This window comes from Seonamhaeicola sp. NFXS20 (assembly GCF_049132085.1).
Taxonomy (GTDB): Bacteria; Bacteroidota; Bacteroidia; order Flavobacteriales; family Flavobacteriaceae; genus Seonamhaeicola.
Genome location: NZ_JAFMPU010000009.1, coordinates 12,323 through 36,260 on the forward strand (window position 1 = coordinate 12,323; position 23,938 = coordinate 36,260).

Below are 23,938 nucleotides of genomic sequence, written 5' to 3' on the forward strand. Positions count from 1 at the left end.
TGTTCTTAAACTAATAGAAGTATATAATTACTAGATGAGATATCTTAATTTTTCCTTTTGCGTTTATTTTATTTTTACATCTCTTTTAAGCGCTCAAAATCAAGAAATTACTTTAGAAGAAATTTGGAGTGGAGCTTTCAGAACTGAAAGAATGGAAGTATTACACTCAATGTCTAATGGGCAGCAATATTCTGTTTTAAATTTTGATAGAAGTGTACCAGCAACTTCTATTGATATTTATGATTATAAAACGCTAAAAAAAGTAAAAACCTTAGTGTCTTCAACAGATATTGCTGAGCTATATTATTTTAGCGATTATTCTTTTAGCAAAGACGAACAAAAAGTTTTGTTAGCTACAGAGGTAGAACAACTTTACAGGCATTCTAGCAAAGGATTTTATTTTGTGTATGACATCAATGCTAAAAAAGTAATTAAGATTTATGATGAAAAAATTGAGCAACCTACCTTTTCTCCAGATGGAAATAAGGTAGCATTTGTTTATAAGAATAATTTATATGTTAAAAATTTACTGTCTGGAGAAATAATACAAATCACAACAGATGGTAAAAAGAACAGCATTATTAATGGTGTTACAGATTGGGTTTACGAAGAAGAATTTGCTTTTGTTAGAGCTTTTGATTGGAACACAGATAGTAATAAAATTGCGTTTATAAAATTTGATGAAACCAATGTTCCTGAATTTTCTATGGATGTTTATGGTACAGGTCTTTATCAAAAACAAGATGTTTTTAAATATCCTAAAGCTGGTGAAGAAAACTCTAAAGTTTCAATCTTTACCTATAATTTAAATACCAATAAAACCAAACAGGTAAAAGTTAATAACACCTTCAAAGATTTTTATATACCTAAACTTAAATGGACAAATAAGGCAGATGAGTTGTGTGCTATATACTTAAATAGGCATCAAAATGAAGCACATATTTGGTCTATTAATACTACTACAAATAATTCTAAAATAATTTTAGTAGAAAAAGATGAAGCTTATATTGAAGAAGGCTACCCAATTCATTTTTTAAAAGATAATAGTTTTATTTGGTTAAGTGAAAAAGATGGATACAATCATATTTATCACTATGATAAGGAAGGACAATTAATTAATCAAGTTACTATAGGGAATTGGGATGTAACCGAGTACTATGGCTACAGTGAAAAAACTAACCGAGTTTACTACCAATCTGTAGAAAATAGTTCTATTAATAGAGATGTGTATTCCATAAAATTAAATGGTAGAGGCAAGAGAAGGCTTACTAATAACAATGGTACAAATAATGCAGCTTTTAGTGCAGATTATTCATATTTTATAAATACCTTTTCTAACGCTACAACACCACCAAAATATACTTTAAATAGTGGAACTGGTAATTTAATTCAAAGTATTAAAAATAATGATGCTTTGGCTCAAAAACTTTCAAAATATAAAATGTCCAAAAAAGAATTTAGTACCATTAAAGTAAATGGAAACGATTTAAATATGTGGATGATTAAGCCTGCCAATTTTGATACTAATAAAAAATACCCTTTATTTATGTATCAGTATTCAGGACCAGGTTCTCAACAAGTAGCAAATAAATGGCATACTACTAACGATTATTGGTTTCAGTATTTAGCACAACAAGGTTATGTTATAGCTTGTGTTGATGGTAGAGGAACAGGTTTTAAAGGTGCTGCATTTAAAAAGGTGACTCAAAATCAATTAGGAAAATATGAAGTAGAAGACCAAATAGAAGCAGCAAAACAATTAGGTAATTTGCCTTATATTGATGCCTCTAGAATAGGAATTTGGGGTTGGAGTTATGGTGGTTTTACTAGTAGTAATGCCATTTTTAAAGGAAATGAAGTTTTTAAAATGGCTATAGCAGTAGCACCTGTAACAAGTTGGAGGTTTTACGATACTATTTATACAGAACGTTATATGGGAACACCTCAAGAAAACCCTAAAGGTTATGATGATAATTCTCCCTTAAACCATGTTGACAAATTAAAAGGTGATTTTCTATTAATTCACGGTTCTGCCGATGATAACGTACATTTGCAAAATACAATGCGTTTAACAGAGGCATTAATTCAAGCCAATAAACAGTTTGATTGGGCTATATACCCAGATAAAAATCACGGTATTTACGGCGGAAATACTAGATTGCATTTGTATAAAAAAATGACCAATTTTATTCATGAAAAATTAGGAGATAAACTAAAATCTGAAAATGATAAACTTTAAAAGTTAAGAATAATAACTAACTAACCAAAAAATATATGAGTAATACTTCTTTAAAACCACATCAAAAAGAACTTTTTGGGCAACCAATAGGTTTGTATATTTTATTTTTAACAGAAATGTGGGAGCGTTTTTCTTACTACGGGATGCGTGCATTATTAGTTCTTTACATGACGGCTTCAACCTTAGGAGATGATGCAAGAGGAGCTGGCTTAGGTTGGACAGATAAAGAAGCCTTAGCTCTTTATGGTTGGTACACAATGTTGGTCTACGTTATGTCAATTCCAGGAGGAATGATAGCAGACAAATTAATTGGGCAGAAAAAAGCAGTATTGCTAGGAGCCATAGTTTTATGTTTAGGTCATGGTGTTTTAGTGCTCACAGATATTTGGGCATTTTATACAGGTTTAGGCTTAGTTATTTTAGGTGTTGGATTGCTAAAACCTAATATATCAACAATGGTTGGAGGGCTTTACAAAGAAGGTGATATAAGAAGAGATAAAGGGTTTAGTATTTTCTACATAGGTATAAACTTAGGATCTTTATTGGCTACTCTAATTGTGGGGCTGGTTGTAGCAAAATGGGGATGGCACGCAGGTTTTGGTCTTGCTGGAGTTGTTATGTTATTAGGTTTGATTAACTACATTGCAGGACAAAAATATTTAAGTCAAGTAGGAAATTACAATCCTCCAAAAGAAAATGACGTAAATGAAATTTCATATGGCAAACTTTACGGAAAACTATTTTCTTCACCAAAACAATTAATTTTTACGAGCATTTTACTCCTAGCTTCTATTTACGGGTGGTATACTTTAGAGTGGGGTTATGGATTGCTATTTATTTTTCTAACAGCCATTGCAGCCCTTTTAATGATGATTTACAAAGAACTAGAAACACAAATATTTAAAGACAGGTTTCTAGTTTTATTATTATCATTTATTATGGTAATTGTTTTTTGGGGAGCCTTTGAGCAAGCAGGAGGATTGATGAATCTATACACCGATACAAAAACCGATAGAGTATTGTTTGGTTGGGAAATTCCAACAGTAATGTTTCAAAGTTTAAATGCAGGGTTCATTATACTACTTGCAACGTTAGTGGCGTCTATTTGGGCAAAGAGAAAACTAAAAGGAAAAGAAGGTTCATCATTATTTAAAATGGCAGTAGGTATTATTATCATGGGCTTCGGTTTTATATTTATGGTATTTGCAGCTATGGAGTTTGAAAAATCAGGAGCTTCTAGTATGGTTTGGTTGGTGTTAGCATATTTATTTCATACTATTGGAGAGTTATGTTTATCGCCAGTAGCACTATCTTTTATAACTAAACTTACACCAGTAAAATATGCATCATTAATGATGGGGGTTTATTTTGCAGCTACAGGCTTAGGAAGCAAAGTTGCAGGTATTGTGGGAGAAGCAGCAAGCGACTTTGGAGAGTACGCTATATTTTTAGGAATCTTCATTTTTACAATTATAATAGGCATGTTGTTTATATTGCTGTTGAAACCCTTAAAGCGATTAACCCATGGGGCAGAAGATAACGAACGCATAATGCATTATGATGAAACAGAAGGTTTTGAACTAGCCGATAATTAATATAACTAACTAACATAAAAATATGAGTACAGATATTGAAAGTCTATTTAAAGACAAAGTATTAGGGCATCCAGCAGGATTATTTGTGTTGTTCTTTACAGAAATGTGGGAGCGTTTTTCTTATTATGGCATGAGAGCTCTTTTAATTTTATTTTTTACAGCCTCTATTTTAGAAGAAGGTGGATGGGGATGGCCGGCAGAATGGGCTTATGCCATTTTTGGAACTTATACCTCTTTAGTATATTTATCAACTATGTTAGGTGGATATTTTGCCGATAATGTTATTGGTATTAGAAAAGCAGTCGTTGTTGGAGCTCTATTAATGACTTTAGGTCATGCTTGTATGGCTATAGAAACCTCGTTTTTTATCTACTTAGGTTTAACTCTTCTGGTGTTCGGTAGTGGCTTTTTTAAACCTAATATGACTTCCATAATATCTGAAATGTATAAAGAAAAACCAGAAAAGAAGGACGGCGCTTATACTATTTTTTATATGGGTGTTAATGCAGGAGCTTTTCTTGGTATTTTACTTTGTGGGTATTTAGGTGAAAAAGTTGGGTGGTCTTGGGGCTTTGGAATAGCTGGTGTTTTTATGCTTTTTGGGTTACTTCAATTTTGGTATGCTCAAGGTATTTTTGGTGATATAGCATTAAAACCCAAAAAGAAAAATGAAGATGTTATAGATATAGTAATGGATACTGTACCAGAAAACGATGAGTCTGAGGATAAAAGAAATCCATTTACAACCATTCAAAGAATAATGATAGTTGTTGCCGCTGTATTAGGTTTAGCTTGGATTTTGAATGACCCAATCTCAAAAATATCTGAGGGAGAAGTTAATTTGTTTAGGTTTGAATTATTTGGTTTATCAGGTCCAACGGTCGCTATTTTATTTGCACTATTCTTGTTTGTATTGTTACTCATAATAAGAATACCAAAATATGTTAAAACAACCCGTGAAAAAATGCTTGCAATTGTATTTTTTGCTTTTGTAACCATGTTCTTTTGGGCAATTTTTGAGCAATCTCCAAGTTCATTAACAGTTTTTGCTAGAGACTATACACAGCGTACTTTGGAAGGAGGAGCGGGATTAACTTTTAAAATAGTGAACTCGCTAATGACCATTGTTCCTTTAGGAGTAATAACATGGGTTTTAGTTATGTTGTTTAAAAAAACATTCGCAAAATATGCTTTATCAAACATTTTCCTGTCTTTAAGTTTTTTAATTGTTTGGGGAATAGCAATTTGGATGCTTAGTGCAGAATTTCAAAAAGATCAAGCAGAAGTTCCTGCATCATGGTTTTCAGTTTTAAACTCCTTATTTATTATAACTTTAGCACCATTATTTTCAAAATGGTGGGAGAGTAAATACAATCCAAATGCAAATATGAAATGGGCTATAGGTATGGGCTTATTAGGTTTAGGAATGGCGTGTATAGCCTTTGGAGCAGGAGGTATTGAACCAGGAGCTAAAACGGCATCTGTAAGTATGATTTGGTTAATTTTAGTTTATCTATTTCATACTATGGGAGAACTTTGTATTTCACCTGTAGGGTTATCATACGTTAGTAAATTAGTCCCCGCTAGAATGATTGCTACCATGTTCGGAATTTGGTATTTAGCCATAGCTATAGGAATGAAAATGGCTGGAATGTTTGCAGAATCATCAGAAGCCATAGCTCAGGAAAAAGGAATAAGTCAATTTTTCTGGATTTTAACAGGGGTGTCTTTTGCTTTAGCAGTATTATCCGCAATACTTTATCCTGTTATTAAAAAACTAATGCACGGTGTTCGTTAATCGAAAAAAAAGTTAAAAAATATTCAAAATGCTCCTTTTTAGGAGCATTTTTTGTAAGTTGGGCACAAGAATTGCAACAAATCGAACATGAAAAAACTACAATTTATATTATTATTAGTATTGCTTACTTCGGTTAGTGGTGTGGCACAAACCATTAATTGGGTAACGTTAGAAGAGGCTATTGAACTTCAAAAGAAAACTCCTAAAAAGATTATGATGGATGTTTACACCAACTGGTGTGGACCTTGTAAAATGTTGGATAGAAATACCTTTCACAACAAGGATGTAGTTGATTATGTAAATAAGCATTACTATGCTGTAAAGTTTAATGCAGAAGGAAACGAAGAGATAAATTATGAAGGAAAAACGTTTGCAAACCCTAACTATAATCCAGAATTAGCTAACAGACGTAATTCTCCTCATGAACTATCAAGATACTTCCAAATACAAGCATATCCAACAATTGTTTTTTTAGATGAAGAGGGTAAATTGATTTTCCCATTACGTGGTTATCAAACACCTCCACAGCTAGAATTATATTTAAAAATGTTTAAAGATGATAAACATAAGGAAATGGATACTCAAGAAAAGTTTAATGCTTACTATAAAGCTTTTAAACCAGAGTTTGAAGGCTAAAAGCAACTAATAATTAATAATAAAAGCTCCTTTTTTACTAGTTTGATGAAAAGGGAGTTTTCTTTTTTTACAGATAGCTTCCCAGTGTTCTATATAAGATTTGTAGTTGCTACCATCTGCAATAATATAATTTGGTTTAATAGAATCAATTAACCTGTTTAAATTTAATTTAGGAGATTGTCTTAATAAAACATAATTGGGTTGTACAGATTTTATGTTGTAAACCCCAAGACTATCAATTACTAAAATAGTTTTATTGTTTAGTAAATAAATGGATTGGATAGAGTCTGTTTCAATAGAATTAATATAATTTCCAACAGTATAATCTTTAATAATTTTGTTTTTTAATTGTGTGATACTATCAAAATCATGAGCTATGGTTATATTGTTTTTAGTTACATTTCCTATTAAACTATATCTACTTTTATGAAAAATAATAAATTGATTTTCTGGAGACTGAAATTTAATATATATAGCTGAAGCTTGGAAAATTAAAATAGTAATTAAAAAGAATCTAAGACTTTTATAATTCCTTTTAATGAATAATTTAATTAAGGCAATAATAATTAGATAAGAAGTAATAACGTATAAAATCCCAAAGGGAATATCTTTAAAAAGAAAAGCTTCTTGATTAGAAATCCAACCAACAACGCTATTCATGGCGCTAATAACATACCCAAAAATACTCGCTAAAAACTGAGGTAATATATTAACAGTTGCTAAAATAATTACTAGTATTCCAAAGCCTAAAATAATTCCTAAAAGCGGAATGATAGCAAGGTTAGAAATAAAAAACAACCCCGGGAACTGATGGAAATAATAAAGACTTACAGGAATAATTCCAAATTGAGCAGCAATAGTTATGGTAAGTGTATGCCAGTAAATATCTACTATTTTATATTTTGGTTTCCAAAGGTTATATAAAAGCGGATCTATAGAAACAATTGCAAAAACAGCTAAATAACTTAATTGAAAACCAACATCAAAAATAAATAAGGGTTTAAAGAGTAAAATAATAAGCATTGAGATTGCTAGTGTATTATAAACATTGGTAGGTCGTTTTAAATTCATAGCAATGGCTACAATACTAAACATGGTAACAGCCCTGGTTACCGATGCAGATAAACCAGCAATAACAGCAAAACTCCATAGTATAAAAACAATAATAAAGGTTTTAAAAAAATATCCATGTTTAAACCGTTCTATAGGTTTAAATACTAAATTTAAAATAAGTAAAATAATACCAACATGTAATCCAGAAACTGCTAAAATATGAATGGCTCCAGCATTGGTGTAGCTAGAATAAACCTCCCTACTAATATCTTGTCTTTGCCCTAAAAACAACGCGTTAATAATAGCTAATTCATCAGGTTTAAAATGGTAAGGTTTTAACTTGGTATTAATAAATTCTCTTAAATTATTGGCTATTCCAAATAAGGTATGTGTTTTAGAACTAACTTTTAAAAGCGATTGGTTTTTAATAAATAATTGATGATAGATATATTTCTTTTCTAAATAATTTTTATAGTCAAATTGATTAGGGTTTAAGGGATGAATTAAGTTTTTAAAATTGGTTTTGGTTATATATATATTATCAACTTTTAGGGCAGAATAAAGACTGTCTTTTTCAATGTTTAAAAGAGTTTTTCCATTTGTTTTTGTGTCTTCAACTTCTAAAACATCAACTATATATTTATTGTAGTAATTACCTGGTTTTAAAACTTCTCTTATTCTAAAAGAAATAGTTTGTGATGCGTCTTCATCTTTTAAGATATAATGAGAATAATGATTGGGAAAATTAATTTCATTATGGAGATTAGTGGTTAAAACACCAACAGAAATCATTGATAAAAAACTAATAATACCAAACCAAATGGTTTTAGTAAATTGGTTTTTAGCAATAATAAAAGAAACTACTAAAATTAAAAAAAGTGATAAGGTTAAGTATAAAGATATTTGTAAAGGTATGTACAAAAAATACCCAATAACAATACCTGTAATTAGGCAAACAGTTAACTTAATAATGGTGAAATTTAGTAGCTGCATACCGTTGTAAGATAAAAAATATCTTATAAAATACGACGTGCTTCAACAAAGGCTTTAAGCCAATAGTTTTCGTTAAGTCCAGAAACAATAACGCCTTTACTTGTAGTGGCGTGAATAAATTTAATGTCGTTGTTTTTTATTTCAACAATTAACCCAACGTGGTTAATGGCATTTCTCCTGTTTTTGGTTTTAAAAAAGAGTAAATCGCCTTTTTTAACATCTTTAAGATTTAGCTTTTTACCTTTTTTAGCCATATCTCTAGATATTCTAGGTAAGTAAATATCATGTGCTCTAAACGATTCAAAAACTAAACCAGAGCAATCCATTCCTGCTTTTGTGGTGCCACCCCATTTATACTTAACACCTTTAAATTGTTTAGCAAACTTTACAATACCATCAGCTTTAGAAACTGCAACTTTGTTATTTGAGTTTTCATGCTTAATACTGTTGTTAGTTTTGGTTGTTTTAGTAATGACTTTGGAAGTGGAAACCTTATTGTTTTTAGCCTTTTTTGAAGATTTACAACTACCAAAACTAAAAAGAACTAAAATAATTAAAACGAATTTTTTCATAGGTTAAGTTCTACTGTTTAATAGATTCATAAATCAATTTAGCAGTTTTTTTACTAGCACCTTTGCCTCCTAAAGCTTTTTCTAACTCATAATAATCCTCAAATATTTTTTTTCGTTTTTCACCTTCTAAAATCTTTTCAAGTTCTTGTTTTAGTTTTCTTTTGTTAAAATCGTGTTGAATAAGTTCTGTTACTACCTCTTTATCCATTACTAAATTAACTAAAGAAATAAATTTTAAAGTAATAATTCTTTTAGCAATGTGATATGAAATAACACTACCTTTATAACAAACTACTTGTGGTACTTTAAATAAAGCGGTTTCTAAAGTGGCGGTACCCGATGTAACCAATGCTGCAAAAGAAACACTTAACAAGTCATAAGTTTTGTTGGAGATAAATTTAACATTATCGGTTTTTATAAATTGTTGATAAAAGCTTAATTCTTGACTTGGTGCTCCTGCAATAACAAATTGATAGTCTTTAAAATCATCAACTAAACTTAACATTACCGAAAGCATTTTTGTTATTTCTTGTTTTCTGCTCCCAGGTAATAAAGCAATTATTGGTTTTTTATTCAGGTTATAAGTTTTTCTAAAATCAGATTCGCTAATGGGTTTTCTATCTGCAATAGCGTCAATTAGCGGATGTCCAACAAAATGGACTTTGTAGTTATACTTTTCGTAAAAAGGTTTTACAAAAGGAAGAATAACAAACATGTTATCAATATCGCGTTTAATTTTTTTTACTCTGCTAGCTCTAGATGCCCAAACTTGCGGTGAAATGTAATAATTAGTTCTAAATCCTTCGGCTTTAGCCCATTTCGCTATGCGTAAATTAAAACCAGAATTATCAATAAAAATAACAACATCTGGATTGAAATTTTTTATGTCCTCCTTACAAAATGAAATGAGTTTGAATATTTTAGAAAGATTCATAATAACTTCAGTAAACCCCATAAAAGCACGTTCTTTATAGTGTTTCACTAAAGTGCCTCCAGCGGCTTGCATAAGATCGCCTCCCCAAAACCTAATATTGGCATTGGTATCTTCTTTCTTTAATGCTTTAATTAGGTTAGAACCGTGTAAATCTCCCGATGCTTCTCCTGCAAGTAAATAGTACTTCATTTAGAAGAGTTTAAAAACAAACGTAAAAACAGCAATAAAAACGGTAATTAATAGTACGCCTCTTGCTCTGTAATCTTGTCTTTTCTTTATAAAAATAAAGAAAGCAATTAGGTTTAAAATAGCACCTAAACTAATAAGTTTTCCTAAAAAACCTTCTTGAGATGCTGCTTTAATAACAGTAGTAAAATCATCTCCTTTTCCAAGTAATGTTGCAGCAATAATTAATCCAATGCTATTGGCAATTAAACCAACAAATATACCTATAAATATTTCTTTTTTCATTCAGATTTATTTAAATTCCAAGAGTTTAATTCTTTAATAAATGGGTGTGCTGTTAAATCAAATTGAACAGGAACTACCGATATGTAACCATTCTCAAGCGCATGTTCATCAGTGTCTTCACCGCCATCTAAATTTACAAATTTACCAGAAAGCCAATAATAATTTTTACCAGAGGGGTTTTGTCGTTTGTCAAATTCTTCAACCCAATTACCTTTAGCTTGCCTACAAACTTTAACTCCCTTTATGTTGTTTTTTTGTAGGTTTGGAATGTTTACATTTAAAACAATACCATTAGGTAATTTGTTTTTTAAAACTTGTTCTGTTATATTTTTAACAAAGGTTTTAGCGGCTTTAAAATTAGCATTCCAAGAGTAATCTAATAATGAAAAACCAATAGCAGGAATCCCTTCAATACCAGCTTCTACAGCAGCACTCATAGTGCCAGAATAAATAACACTTATTGAAGAATTTGAGCCGTGGTTAATACCAGAAACACAAATATCGGGTGTTCTGTCTAATAATTCTCTAATGGCTAGTTTAACACAATCTGCGGGTGTGCCAGAACAACGGTATTCTGTTTGTGGGCCATCATCAATTTGTACTTTATCTACAAAAAGTGTGGTGTCTACTGTAATAGCATGCCCCATACCGCTTTGCGGACTGTCTGGTGCTACTACCACAACTTCTCCAATGGTGTTCATAATACTAATTAAGGTTCTAATTCCTGGGGCATTTATACCGTCATCATTGGTGACTAGAATAAGCGGTTTTTTTGTCATTCGTTTTGTAGTAAAATCATCGCTAAAATACATAATTTCATTTGTAAACACCCAATTTCTTTGGTTTAACAAAAAATTAGGGCTATTTACCATAGTTGGCATAGTTTTTTCTTTATTTTAGTGAAAAATTACTATTACTTTAATAGAACTATTAAACATTAACCGATGAGAAAAATTATGAAAAGGAATTATAAAGTTCTATCATTATTACTGTTGTTAGCGTTTGCATCTTGCAGTTTTACAACAAAATCATTTGATAACCCAGATAAGGATAAACTGTTAATTCAAATTATAACTTTTGTTTTAGAGCGTGGTCATTTTGATCCAATTGAATTAGATGACACTTTTTCAGAAGAATTATTTAATGATTATATAGAAACTCTAGATCCTTTTAAAAGATATTTTTATGAGTCTGATATCAAAGATTTTGAAAAATATAAGCTAGAGTTAGATGATCAACTTAAAGCCACTAATGTTACATTTTTTAATGTTACGCATGAACGTTTGTTAGAGCGCATAGCTGAAGCTAGAGAAATTTATAAAGAAGTATTATCGAAACCTTTTGATTATACCATTGACGAAACTTTTAATACAGACTATGATAAAGACAAGTTTGTTAAAAATAAAAAGGAATTGAAAGAACGTTGGAGAAAGCAACTAAAATTTTCAACACTTTCTAACTATGATGATCTTCATATTCAAGAAAAGCAATCAAAAGAAAATGACCCTTCTTATGTGATGAAAACAGAAGCTGAAATTGAAAGAGAAGCAAGAGAGGCAACCCTAAAATCTATTGAGATTTACTTTAATGATAATATTGATGATTTAGAGCGAGAAGATTGGTTTGGCATTTATATAAACACTATAGTTGAAGAGTTTGATCCGCACACTTATTATTTACCACCAAGAAGCAAAGAGGCTTTTGATATGGATATGTCTGGTAAATTAGAAGGTATAGGAGCAAGACTTCAAAAAAGAATGGATTACATTAAAATTGTAGAGCTTATTTCTGGTGGTCCTGCATGGAGAAGTGGAGAGCTAGATGTTGAAGATGTTATACTAAAAGTAAAACAAGAAAACGAAGAATATCCTATAGATATTGTAGGCATGCGCATAAATGATGCTATTAAATACATTAAGGGTCCAAAAGGAACCAAAGTAACATTAACAATAAAAAAGGTTGATGGTACAATTAAAGATGTAGAAATTGTTAGAGATGTTGTAGAGTTAGGTGAGACCTATGCAAAATCATCGGTGGTTGAGAAAGACGGAAGAACGTTTGGAGTTATTAATCTGCCTAAATTTTATGTTGATTTCAATGATTATAAAAACGTTAATGCAGCACAAGATGTTAAAAAAGAAATAGAACGTTTAAAAGCCGAAGGAATGGAAGGTCTAGTGTTAGATTTAAGAAACAATGGCGGTGGTTCTTTACCAACAGTTGTAGATATGGCAGGCTTGTTTATAGAAGAAGGACCTATTGTTCAGGTACGTACAACAGGGTCTCATAAAGAAGTGCTTAAAGATAGAGATAAATCTATAGCATGGGATGGCCCTTTGGTAATTTTGGTAAATGAATTATCAGCATCTGCCTCAGAAATTATGGCTGCTGCAATGCAAGATTATAAAAGAGCCATTATTATTGGAAGTAAGCAAACTTACGGCAAAGGTACTGTTCAAAATGTACAAAATTTAAATGATTTTGTTAGAAGTAGTACCAGTACCGATTTAGGAGCTTTAGCATTTACAACACAAAAATATTATAGAATAAACGGAGGTTCTGTACAGCTTGAAGGTGTACACAGTGATGTAACCGTACCGGGTCGTTTTAGTTTTATTGAGGTAGGAGAAAAAGAGAAGGAAAACCCTTTACCTTATGATGAAATTACTGCCGCAGATTATACACCATGGGAGTATTACTTTGATTATGATACTACAATACAAAAAAGTAATGAACGTATGAAAAATAATGAGCAGTTAAAGCTTATTGAAGAAAATGCTAAATGGGTTAAAAGTAAAATTGATGAAACGGTGGTATCATTAAACTATGAAGCTTATAAAGAAGACTATGAAAAAAATAACGAAGAGGCTAAAAAGTTTGATGCTATGTCTAATTATAAAACTAATTTAACATTTAGGTCTCACGCTTATGAAAAAGCACTTTTTACTCAAGATACAACAGACTTGAAAGAAAAACGAGAGCGTTGGCACGAAAGTTTAGCTAAAGATGTTTATATAGAAGAAGCATTAAATGTATTAGAAGATTTAAAAACATCATATCCATTAAAAAAAGTAGCTGCAGCAAAAACTAAAGCAGCAGCAACTGTAAAACAATAGAAATGAGTTTATGAGTCATAAGTCAAACTCATTAAAACAATTAGCGCTCCAAAAGTTTAAAAAGAACTTTTGGGGCGTTTTTAGTTTCTATTTTTTAGTATTTGTGGGGTGTATCTCTGTGTTTGCATATGTAATAGCACCAGATAATTCACAGCATGCAAATCAAATGCATTTATCTATTCATTCAAAAAAGCCAGGGTTTAAAGTAACTATACTTACAATACCTTCTCAATTTGAAACACAACAAAGTGTTTTGAGTAAATTGTTTTTTGGAAAGAAAAATACAGATACAGAAGTTCCTATTTCATATTATAATATTAAAGATGAAGTTTTAAGTTATAAAGAATATGCATCTGATGGTGTTGAAGGTGTAGAGAAAACAATTCCTTTAAAAACATTTCCAAATAAAGAGGTAAATAAGTTTATAAACGAAAAAACCTTCCTTTTTGGAACAGATAAATACGGAAGAGATTTATTGAGTAGAGTGTTAGTTGGGGCTAGAATTTCATTTTTTATTGGGTTTGTAGCTGTTTTTATTTCATTATTAATTGGACTTTTAATGGGGAGTTTAGCAGGTTATTTTGGTGGTAAAGTAGATGCTATAATTATGTGGCTTATTAATGTTACTTGGTCTATTCCAACCTTACTTTTAGTAATAGCTATTACGCTAGCTTTAGGGAAAGGTTTTTGGCAAGTTTTTATTGCAGTAGGGCTCACTATGTGGGTTGAAGTGGCAAGGGTAGTACGTGGGCAAATAATAAGCGCAAAAGAAATGCAATATGTTACGGCTGCAAGAGCTCTAGGCTTTGGTGATTTAAGAATTATTATTAAACACATTTTGCCAAATATTATGGCTCCGGTAATAGTAATATCTGCTGCTAATTTTGCTGCGGCTATTTTAATAGAAAGCGGACTGAGTTTTTTAGGCATTGGTGCCCAACCTCCTATGGCTAGTTGGGGAGCCATGATAAAAGATCATTACAATTACATAATTCTTGGTAAACCTTATTTAGCAATTATTCCAGGGCTTTGTATTATGAGTTTGGTAATGGCATTTATGCTTATAGGTAATGCTTTAAGAGATGCGTTAGATGTAAAGAGTTAGAGTCTTTTTTTAGTTAGTAATAGAACTATTTAAAGTATCAATGTATTCTAAAACATCATCTTTTCCAATGCCTTTTGATGAAGAAGTAATAAAGTAATTGGGCATTTCTTCCCAAGTTTCTAGAAGAATAGATTTGTAGTCTTCTATATGATTTTTAATAGCTTTAGGTTTTAGCTTATCTACTTTTGTAAAGATAATAGAGAACGGAATGCCATTTTCTCCCAACCATTGCATAAATTCTAAATCTATAGGTTGTGGTTTATGTCTAATGTCAACTAAAACAAATCCAGAAACTAATTGTTCTCGTAAACCAAAATATTGAGTAATAAACTTTTGAAATACTTTTTTTGAAGATTTTGAAACACGAGCATACCCATAGCCGGGTAAATCTACCAAGTGCCAGTTTTTATTAATTAAAAAATGATTAATAAGTTGTGTCTTTCCTGGTCTTCCAGAAGTTTTTGCTAAACTTTTTCTGCCAGTAAGCATGTTTATAAGAGAAGATTTTCCAACATTACTTCTGCCAATAAAGGCATACTCGGGCAGCATGCTCTTGGGGCATTTAGCAACATCAGAATTGCTCATTACAAATTCGGCAGATTTTATTATCATTATGTTATTTATTCCCTTAAAAGCGAAGGTTTTTTGTTTAGAACGATCGCTCATTTAACCATTTTTCCATAATGGCATTAAACTCATCAGGATGCTCCATCATGGCAGCGTGCCCACATTTATCAATCCAAAACAAGTCAGAATCGGGTAAAAGTGAGTGAAACTCTTCGGCTACTTCGGGTGGTGTAACATTGTCATTTTTACCCCATATAATACAAGTTGGAGTATGCATTTTAGGTAAATCTTTTGCCATATTATGTCTAATGGCACTTTTTGCAATGGCTAAAGTTTTAATAAGTTTATTTCTGTCGTTTACTGTGGCGTAAACATCATCAACAATCTCTTTAGTAGCAACTTCAGGGTTGTAAAAAACTTCTTGCGCTTTTTTCTTTATTACTTCGTAATCACTGCGTTTAGTGTAACCACCTCCCATAGCGCTTTCATAAAGCCCAGAGCTACCAGTAATTATTAGAGCTTTTACTTTTTCAGCATAAAGTTTGGTGTGGTATAAACCAATATGACCACCAAGAGAGTTTCCTAATAAAATTACTTGGTCAAAACCTTTAAACTCAATAAAATCATAAAGGTATTTTGCAAAACTTTTTACGTTGGTTTTAAGCAGAGACATACTGTAAATAGGGAGTTCTGGTATGATAACCTGATACCCTTTTTTACTAAAAAAATTTATAACAGAACTAAAGTTACTTAAACCTCCCATGAGTCCGTGCAAAACAATAATGGGGGTGCCTTCTCCTGCTTCTATATACTTGTAATTACCTTCTGTTTTTAAACTGTGCGTCATTAATCAGTTAATCATTTCGTTAAAAACAAATATAGTTATTTCATTCATATTTCATTCAATCATAAAATACAAATAAATAAAAAGTAGCTGTTAATAATATTTTAAGATGATGTCTAAAACTTTTAATCCTTTGATAGTCAGTATTAGGTGTTTTTTTATCGTTACTAAATACCTTTTTGGCGGTGTTTACTCTAAAATTTATTAACAATGTGGTAAATTGTGGTAAAAAGTGGTAAATTTTTCAATATATTTGAATTTGGAATGGTGTAACTAACAAACCGCGTTTGAGCTTTTTAACAGGAACATATGAATGTAAAGTAGATGCTAAGGGTAGGCTAATGATGCCAGCGCCCTTAAAAAAGCAAATGGCAGCTGTATTGGCAGAGGGTTTTGTGTTGCGTCGTTCTGTGTTTCAAAAATGTTTAGAGTTGTATCCAATTGCAGAGTGGCAAGCACTTATGCAAAAAATGAATAAGCTTAACAGGTTTAAAAAGAAGAATAACGATTTTATTAGAAGGTTTACGGCAGGTGTTAAAATGGTTGAGGTTGATGTAAATGGGCGTTTATTAATCCCTAAAGACTTAACGGTGTTCGCTAATATTTCAAAAAATATAGTGGTGGCTTCGGCTATCAATATTATTGAAATTTGGGATAAAGATTTATATGAACAAGCTATTGATGATGCGGCATTAGATTTTGCTGATTTAGCTGAAGAGGTAATGGGACAAGACGATGAGGATGGAATATCATAATCCGGTTTTATTAAAGGAAACCGTTGATGGTTTAAAAGTTGTGCCAAACGGTGTTTACGTAGATGTAACCTTTGGTGGAGGTGGTCACAGTAAAGAAATATTAAAAAGACTTGGTGAAAACGGAAAGTTATTTGCTTTTGATCAAGATGAAGATGCTCTTGAAAATGCTATTGATGATCCTAGATTTACGTTGATAAATGAAAATTTTAGGTATGTAAAACGCTTTTTAAGGCTGCATGGTGTAAGACAGGTTAATGGGGTTTTGGCAGATTTTGGAGTGTCGTCGCATCAGTTTGATGTTCCAGAACGTGGTTTTTCAACTCGTTTTGAAGCAAATTTAGATATGCGGATGAATCAGCAAAATAAATTATCTGCTTTTCATGTAGTTAATGAGTATGAGGAGGAGCAATTAAGACAAGTGTTTGCGCAATATGGAGAATTAAGGCCAGCGCCGGCTATGGCAAGATTAATTGTTGAATACCGAAAAAAAGAGCCTATTGTAACAAGTGAGCAATTAAAAATGGTGTTAAGAAAATTTTTGCCACCACGTCATGAAAATAAAGTGTTGGCTCAAATATATCAAGCTATAAGAATTGAGGTGAATCAAGAAATAGAAGTTCTAAAAGAGTTTTTATTGCAAACACCAGAAATTTTGGTAAAGGGAGGGCGATTAAGTTTTATTTCATATCACTCTCTAGAAGATAGGTTGGTAAAGCGTTTTATAAGAAATGGTTTGTTTGAGGGAGAGCCAGAACGTGATGTTTTTGGGAATTTTGAAGTGCCATTTAAAAAAGTTGGTAAGCTTATAGTGCCTTCGCAAGAAGAGATTAAAATGAATAATAGAGCTAGAAGTGCAAAACTGAGAATAGCAGAAAAAATATAAATGAAAAAGAACATTTATAACATATTAAAAGGAACGTTTTTAGTAAGCGATGATTCTTTTAAGAATTGGAAGTTTATTCTGTTCATTTCGTTTTTGTCAATAATAATGATTGCAAGTTCTCATAGTGCAGATAAAAAGGTTTATGAGATTGCAAGATTAAAAAATGAAGTGAAAGAAATTAGATCTACGTTTTTAGAAGGGCGCACCAAATTAATGCGTCTTAAAATGGAATCTAATGTTATCAAAATAATGAAAGATAAAGGAATTGCACCATCGGTAATTCCTCCAAAAAAAATAAAAGTAACATCTCAAAATAATTAGAAGCATTGGCAGTTAACGAAAAAAACATATTAAATAGACTCTACTTTGTATCTGGGTGTATGTTTGTCTTTGGGCTTGCTGTAGTGTTTAAGCTGCTTAGTATTCAGTTTATAGAAGGAGATAAATATAAAGCTTTAGCAGAAAAACGTGTTGTTAAAGATGTTGTTATTCCTGCTAATAGGGGTAATGTGTATTCGGCTAACGGAAATTTATTAGCTACATCTATTCCAAAATATGATATTAGAATTGATGCTGTTACGTCTTCTTCAAAAGATTTTAAAAAATATTTAAAACCGCTAGCAGATTCTTTAGCAAAGTTTACAGGTAAATCATCAGGTTATTATCAAAGAGAGTTAAGAAAGGCTAGGGCTAATAAAAATAGGTACTATTTGTTAGCAAGAAATATTGGGTATTCAGACTATATAAGAATACGGAATTTTCCTTTATTAAAACTTGGTGCTTTTAAAGGAGGTTTAATTGTAGAGCAAAGAACAAAACGAGAACATCCTATGGGGGGTATTGCTCAAAGAACTATTGGCTATGAACGTATTGATGAGCAAGGAAATATTACAAGACCAGGAATTGATGGTGCTTTTGGAATTAAATATTTAAGGGGGGTAGATGGTAAAAGAAAAAAACAGCGTATAGGTAAAGGACAATGGAAACCTTTAAGTGATGCTAATGAAATTGAACCTAAAGATGGGTATGATGTTTATACAACAATAGATGTAAATATTCAAGATATAGCGCATCATGCGCTTTTAGAACAATTAGAAAAATACAAGGCAGATCATGGGTGTGTTGTTGTAATGGAAACCAAAACCGGAGAGGTAAAAGCTATTTCTAATTTAGGAAGAAGTAGTAAAGGGTATTATTACGAAAAAAGAAATTATGCTGTTTGGGAATCTCATGAACCGGGTTCAACCTTTAAACTTATGGCTATTACAGCTGCTCTTGAAGATAAAGTAATTGATACTAGTGATGTAGTAGATACAGGAAAAGGTGTTTTAACATACTACGGAAAAAAGGTGCGGGATTCAAAATATGGTGGTTACGGAAAAATATCGGTTTCTAAGGCTTTTGAGGTGTCTTCAAATACAGGAATTGTAAAAGCAATACATAAAGCTTATGCTAAAAATCCTGAAAAGTTTGTAGATAGGTTGTATGCTATGAATTTAAATGATACGCTTCAAATACCAATAATAGGAGAGGGAAAACCTATTATTCCAGATCCAAGAATTAAAAATGGTCGTTGGAGTGGTATTGCATTGCAATGGATGGCTTATGGTTATGGGGTGTCTTTTACACCGTTGCAAACCTTAACATTTTACAATGCTATAGCTAATGGGGGCGAAATGGTAAAACCTCGATTTTTAAAGGAAGTTAGAGAATTTGATAAAGTTATTGTGCCTTTTGAAAAAGAAGTTATTAATGAACAAATTTGTTCTAAAGAAACCATTAAAAAGGTTCAACAGCTTTTGAAAAATGTGGTAGAGAAAGAGCATGGTACTGGTCATAGATTATATTCTGAAAATTTTTCTATGGCGGGTAAAACAGGAACTTGTCAAAAAGATTACAGAGATAAAGAAAAATTAAATTACATCTCGTCATTTGCGGGTTATTTTCCTGCCGAAAACCCCAAATATTCTTGTATTGTGGTAATACATGAGCCAGATAAAAGTGTAGGCTATTACGGAGCAGATGTTTCGGGGCCTGTATTCAAAAGAATTGCTCAAAAAATTTACACAGATACACCATTAGTTGATGAAGTTGAAACTTTGGAGGTTAAAAAGCCTTCGGTAGAAAAAGAATATGAAAGCTATTACAATTTAGCTCAAACATATAAAACCATTATGCCTAATGTAGTAGGGTTGCCTGTTATGGATGCGCTTTCGCTTTTAGAAAATATGGATGTAAAACTAAAAGTAAAATTGAAAGGTAATGGTGTGGTTAAAGAGCAATCTGTAAGTAAAAGTGTGAAATTAAAAAATAATCAAACTGTTGTTTTAAGCGCTTCATGAAAATTTTAAGAGACATATTGTATAGGGTTTCTATCAATGCGGTTGTGGGTGATACAGGTGTTTCTGTGCGCAACATTCATTTTGATTCTAGAAAAGTTAGTCAAGGCGATGTCTTTGTTGCAATTAAAGGGAGTTTAGTTGATGGACATGGCTATATAGAAAAAGCTATTGCCCAAAAAGCTATTGCTGTAGTATGTGAAAAATTACCACAGGTTTTAATTGATGGAATAACTTATGTAGAGGTTGATAATTCTAATAAAGCCCTAGCGGTTTTGGCTTCTAATTATTATGAGTCGCCATCAGAAAATTTAAAACTAGTTGGGGTTACTGGAACCAACGGAAAAACTACTGTTGCTAGTTTGTTGTATCAATTATTCAAAAAAGCAGGTTATAAAGTAGGCTTATTGTCAACTGTAAAAATTTTAGTTGATAATAAGGAGTATAAAGCAACTCATACAACACCAGATTCACTCACTATTAATAAGTATTTAAAAGAGATGAATGCTGAAGGTGTTGAATTTTGTTTTATGGAAGTAAGCTCCCACGGAATCCACCAAAGTAGAACAGAAGGTTTGCTTTTTGAAGGCGGTATTTTTACAAATTTATCACATGATCACTTAGATTATCATAACACTTTTGCAGAGTATAGAGATGTGAAGAAAGCATTTTTTGATAAGCTTCCAAGTAGTGCTTTTGCTTTAGTAAATGCAGATGATAAAAACGGCTCAGTTATGTTGCAAAATACCAGAGCCAAAAAGTTTACTTACGCTTTAAAAAGTTATGCAGATTATAAAGCACAAATTTTAGAAAATCAATTGGGAGGCCTGCTTTTAAAGGTTGATGATAATGAAGTTTGGACTAAACTCATAGGGAGTTTTAATGCTTATAATGTGTTGGCAATTTATGCTACAGCAGAATTGTTAGGACTTGAGAAGTTTGAAATTTTAAGATTGATTTCTGATTTAGAAAGCGTTAGTGGCCGATTTCAATATTTAATTTCAGATGAAAAAATAACAGCTGTGGTTGATTATGCTCATACACCAGATGCCCTTAAAAATGTGTTGGAAACAATTAACAGTATAAGAACAAAAAACGAAGAATTAATTACTGTTGTAGGGTGTGGCGGAGATAGAGATAAAACTAAGCGTCCTAAAATGGGGCACATAGCAACAGAGTTAAGTACAAAGGTCATTTTTACTAGTGATAATCCACGAAGTGAAAATCCTGAAGAAATATTAAAAGATATAGAAAAGGGGGTAGAGCCTTATAATTTCAAGAAATCATTAACCATTGCAGATAGGGCTCAAGCCATAAAAACAGCATGTCAGTTAGCGCAACCTAATGATATTATTTTAATAGCAGGTAAGGGGCATGAAACCTATCAAGAAATTAAAGGAGAGCGTTTTGAATTTGATGATTTTAAAACCGTTCAAAAATTTTTAAAACAATTACAAAAGTAATATGCTATACTATTTGTTTGAATATTTAGAAAAACAATTCCAATTTCCAGGAGCTACCCTTTTTGGTTTTATAACTTTTAGGGCAGCTTTAGCAATGATTCTCTCTTTGTTAATTTCTACAATATATGGTAAAAGAATCATTCGTTTTTTACAAAGAAAACAATTGGGCGAAACCATAAGAGATTTAGGATTAGAGGGTCAGTCTGAAAAGGCAGGAACACCAACTATGGGAGGTCTTATCATTATTTTGGCAACTTTAATTCCTGTGCTGTTATTATCAAAATTAGAGAATATATACATCATTCTATTAATAATTACTACACTTTGGATGGGGGTTATTGGTTTCATAGATGATTATATTAAAAAGTTTAAAAATAATAAGGAAGGTTTAAAAGGACGCTTTAAAGTTATAGGTCAGGTAGGTTTAGGATTAATAGTAGGATTAACCTTGTATTTTCATGAAGATGTGGTAATAAAAGAAAAATTACCAATAGCAGAACAACAACAAATTTTAAAAACTAATCCTGAAGCTACCGAATCTGCATTTTTTAAACCAGAAGAAAAATCAACAAAAACAACCATTCCGTTTGTTAAGAAAAATGAGTTTGACTATGCCGATTTAATAACATGGATTCATCCTGATTTACAAAAGTATTCGTGGGTAATATTCTTATTAATTACCATAATTATTATAACAGCAGTTTCAAATGGAGCAAATCTTACAGATGGAATTGATGGTTTAGCTGCAGGAACATCAGCAATAATAGTGCTAACATTAGGAATTTTCTCTTACGTTTCCAGTAATATTATCTTTTCGCAGTACCTAGATATTATGTATATCCCAAAGGTAGAAGAAATAACAATTTATATCACAGCTTTTGTTGGAGCTTTAATTGGGTTTTTATGGTATAATACATATCCAGCACAAGTGTTTATGGGAGATACAGGAAGTTTAACCATTGGGGGTATTATAGCAGTAATTGCTATTGCGGTGCGTAAAGAATGGCTTATCCCGGTCTTGTGTGGCATTTTTTTAGCAGAAAATTTATCGGTGATAATGCAGGTAAGTTGGTTTAAATATACTAAGAAAAAATATGGTGAAGGACGTAGAATTTTTAAAATGTCGCCTTTGCATCATCACTATCAAAAATTAGGATATCATGAAAGCAAAATTGTAACAAGATTTTGGATTGTTGGAATATTGCTAGCTATTTTATCAATTGTAACATTGAAAATTAGATAATGAAAAAGCTGGTTATTCTAGGAGGAGGAGAAAGTGGTGTGGGAACAGCACTTTTAGCACGTGAAAGAGGTTACCAAGTTTTTGTTTCAGATAAAGGAAAAATTAAAGATAATTATAAAAAAGTTCTTATACATAATGAGATTGAATGGGAAGAAGGAGCGCATTCTGAATTAAAAATTCTTGATGCTGATGTGGTAATGAAAAGCCCTGGTATTCCAGATAAAGTGCATTTGGTAAAAAAAATTAGAGAAAAAGGTATTCCTGTAATTTCAGAAATTGAATTTGCTGCAAAATTTACCAAAGCAAACATTGTAGGAATTACAGGTAGTAACGGTAAAACAACCACGGCAAGTTTAACACATCACATTTTAAAGCAAGAATTACAGGTGGGGTTAGCGGGTAATATTGGTGATAGTTTTGCTAAACAGGTTTTAGATGAAAATTATCCAAATTATGTTCTGGAAATTAGCAGTTTTCAGTTAGATGATATCATCAAATTTAAGCCACATATAGCAATAATTACCAACATTACGCCAGATCATTTAGATAGATATGACTATCAGTTTGAAAATTATATCAAATCTAAATTTAGAATAGCTGAAAATCAAACTAAAGAGGATTATTTAATATATGATGCCGATGATGAGGTTCTTGTAAATCACCTTAAAAATTCCCCAGTTCAATCAACATTATTACCATTTTCATTAGAAAAAAAAATTGAAAATGGTGCGTATTTAGATAACGATAATATAAAAATAATAATAGATAATAAACAGATTAATATGCCAACAAAAAATTTAACACTAGAAGGAAAACATAATATTAAAAATGCCATGGCTGCTTCAACAGTAGCGCATTTGTTAAATATTAGAAAGCAAACTATAAGAGAGAGTTTAGCAAATTTTCAAGGAGTAGAACATCGTTTAGAGCATGTTTTAAAAATTAATAAGGTTAACTATATAAACGATTCTAAAGCTACTAATGTAAATGCAACTTATTACGCATTAGAGAGTATGGATGCACCAACCGTATGGATTGTTGGAGGAGTAGATAAAGGGAATAATTATGAGGAGCTATTTCAGTTTGTGAACGAAAAAGTAAAAGCTATAATCTGCTTAGGTATAGATAACGAAAAACTTATGAAAACGTTTGAAGGAATGGTTGATGTTTTAGTTGAAACTCAATATATGAGTGAGGCTGTAAAAATAGCATATAAAGTTGCAGATATGGGAGATAACGTATTATTATCACCAGCCTGTGCAAGCTTTGATTTATTTGAAAACTATGAAGATAGAGGGCGTCAATTTAAAAATGCTGTACGTAATTTATAGG

The 23,938-nt window shown here is 31.5% G+C and carries 20 protein-coding genes; 13 read left to right on the top strand and 7 right to left on the bottom strand.

The window, feature by feature from the left end:
- The first annotated feature begins 34 nt into the window (after positions 1-34).
- From J1D01_RS12575 to J1D01_RS12590, 4 genes are all read left to right on the top strand, one after another.
- Positions 35-2,239 (top strand): S9 family peptidase, encoded by a 2,205-nt coding sequence (locus J1D01_RS12575; RefSeq protein ID WP_421151064.1) that lies wholly within the window; start codon positions 35-37, stop codon positions 2,237-2,239.
- 35 nt (positions 2,240-2,274) lie between these two features.
- The gene (locus J1D01_RS12580) at positions 2,275-3,834 is read left to right on the top strand and encodes a peptide MFS transporter (RefSeq protein ID WP_421151065.1); all 1,560 of its coding nucleotides are present in this window, start codon (positions 2,275-2,277) and stop codon (positions 3,832-3,834) included.
- 22 nt (positions 3,835-3,856) lie between these two features.
- Positions 3,857-5,632, top strand: a complete 1,776-nt coding sequence (locus J1D01_RS12585) for a peptide MFS transporter (protein WP_421151066.1) — start codon at positions 3,857-3,859, stop codon at positions 5,630-5,632.
- An 87-nt stretch (positions 5,633-5,719) separates the two neighbouring features.
- Positions 5,720-6,268, top strand: a complete 549-nt coding sequence (locus tag J1D01_RS12590) for a thioredoxin family protein (RefSeq protein ID WP_372936450.1) — start codon at positions 5,720-5,722, stop codon at positions 6,266-6,268.
- Between the two features lie 6 nt (positions 6,269-6,274).
- Here the strand turns inward: J1D01_RS12590 and J1D01_RS12595 are convergent, their stop codons facing one another.
- Genes J1D01_RS12595 through surE form a run of 5 tightly spaced genes read right to left on the bottom strand, consistent with a single transcriptional unit; the run spans position 6,275 to position 11,070 of the window.
- Positions 6,275-8,314, bottom strand: coding sequence for a ComEC/Rec2 family competence protein (locus tag J1D01_RS12595; protein ID WP_421151067.1), 2,040 nt, complete (start codon positions 8,312-8,314; stop codon positions 6,275-6,277).
- A gap of 23 nt (positions 8,315-8,337) precedes the next feature.
- Positions 8,338-8,886 (bottom strand): C40 family peptidase, encoded by a 549-nt coding sequence (locus J1D01_RS12600; protein WP_421151068.1) that lies wholly within the window; start codon positions 8,884-8,886, stop codon positions 8,338-8,340.
- A 10-nt stretch (positions 8,887-8,896) separates the two neighbouring features.
- Complete coding sequence (gene lpxB / locus J1D01_RS12605; protein ID WP_421151069.1) at positions 8,897-10,009, bottom strand: lipid-A-disaccharide synthase; 1,113 nt, start codon at positions 10,007-10,009, stop codon at positions 8,897-8,899.
- Entirely contained in the window at positions 10,010-10,291 is a 282-nt protein-coding gene (locus J1D01_RS12610) for a hypothetical protein (protein ID WP_372936458.1), read from the bottom strand.
- The gene (gene surE, locus J1D01_RS12615; protein WP_421151147.1) at positions 10,288-11,070 is read right to left on the bottom strand and encodes a 5'/3'-nucleotidase SurE; all 783 of its coding nucleotides are present in this window, start codon (positions 11,068-11,070) and stop codon (positions 10,288-10,290) included. The genes J1D01_RS12610 and surE overlap by 4 nt, the downstream gene beginning before the upstream one ends.
- A gap of 177 nt (positions 11,071-11,247) precedes the next feature.
- Here surE and J1D01_RS12620 point away from each other — a divergent pair, with 177 nt between their 5' ends.
- Positions 11,248-13,407, top strand: a complete 2,160-nt coding sequence (locus J1D01_RS12620) for a carboxy terminal-processing peptidase (protein ID WP_372936460.1) — start codon at positions 11,248-11,250, stop codon at positions 13,405-13,407.
- 10 nt (positions 13,408-13,417) lie between these two features.
- Positions 13,418-14,512, top strand: coding sequence for an ABC transporter permease (locus J1D01_RS12625; RefSeq protein ID WP_372936462.1), 1,095 nt, complete (start codon positions 13,418-13,420; stop codon positions 14,510-14,512).
- Between the two features lie 9 nt (positions 14,513-14,521).
- Here J1D01_RS12625 and yihA read toward each other — a convergent pair whose 3' ends face one another.
- The gene (gene yihA / locus J1D01_RS12630) at positions 14,522-15,124 is read right to left on the bottom strand and encodes a ribosome biogenesis GTP-binding protein YihA/YsxC (protein ID WP_421151148.1); all 603 of its coding nucleotides are present in this window, start codon (positions 15,122-15,124) and stop codon (positions 14,522-14,524) included.
- Between the two features lie 37 nt (positions 15,125-15,161).
- Complete coding sequence (locus tag J1D01_RS12635) at positions 15,162-15,926, bottom strand: alpha/beta fold hydrolase (protein ID WP_372936464.1); 765 nt, start codon at positions 15,924-15,926, stop codon at positions 15,162-15,164.
- A gap of 284 nt (positions 15,927-16,210) precedes the next feature.
- Here J1D01_RS12635 and mraZ point away from each other — a divergent pair, with 284 nt between their 5' ends.
- The 7 genes from mraZ to murD are packed head-to-tail and all read left to right on the top strand — an operon-like array spanning position 16,211 to position 23,937.
- Complete coding sequence (gene mraZ / locus J1D01_RS12640) at positions 16,211-16,678, top strand: division/cell wall cluster transcriptional repressor MraZ (protein ID WP_372936466.1); 468 nt, start codon at positions 16,211-16,213, stop codon at positions 16,676-16,678.
- Positions 16,665-17,561: a 16S rRNA (cytosine(1402)-N(4))-methyltransferase RsmH gene (rsmH, locus tag J1D01_RS12645; RefSeq protein WP_421151070.1), complete on the top strand. Its 897-nt coding sequence runs from the start codon at positions 16,665-16,667 to the stop codon at positions 17,559-17,561. The genes mraZ and rsmH overlap by 14 nt, the downstream gene beginning before the upstream one ends.
- The gene (locus J1D01_RS12650) at positions 17,562-17,882 is read left to right on the top strand and encodes an FtsL-like putative cell division protein (RefSeq protein ID WP_372936470.1); all 321 of its coding nucleotides are present in this window, start codon (positions 17,562-17,564) and stop codon (positions 17,880-17,882) included.
- Between the two features lie 59 nt (positions 17,883-17,941).
- Positions 17,942-19,903, top strand: a complete 1,962-nt coding sequence (locus tag J1D01_RS12655) for a penicillin-binding protein (protein WP_421151149.1) — start codon at positions 17,942-17,944, stop codon at positions 19,901-19,903.
- Positions 19,900-21,363, top strand: a complete 1,464-nt coding sequence (locus tag J1D01_RS12660) for a UDP-N-acetylmuramoyl-L-alanyl-D-glutamate--2,6-diaminopimelate ligase (protein ID WP_421151071.1) — start codon at positions 19,900-19,902, stop codon at positions 21,361-21,363. Before J1D01_RS12655 ends, J1D01_RS12660 begins: the two co-directional genes overlap by 4 nt.
- Before the next feature lies 1 nt (position 21,364).
- Positions 21,365-22,606, top strand: a complete 1,242-nt coding sequence (gene mraY, locus J1D01_RS12665; protein WP_421151072.1) for a phospho-N-acetylmuramoyl-pentapeptide-transferase — start codon at positions 21,365-21,367, stop codon at positions 22,604-22,606.
- Positions 22,606-23,937 carry a UDP-N-acetylmuramoyl-L-alanine--D-glutamate ligase gene (gene murD / locus J1D01_RS12670; protein ID WP_421151073.1) on the top strand — a complete coding sequence of 444 codons (1,332 nt, stop codon included), beginning with the start codon at positions 22,606-22,608 and terminating at the stop codon, positions 23,935-23,937. Before mraY ends, murD begins: the two co-directional genes overlap by 1 nt.
- Position 23,938: the final 1 nt, after the last annotated feature.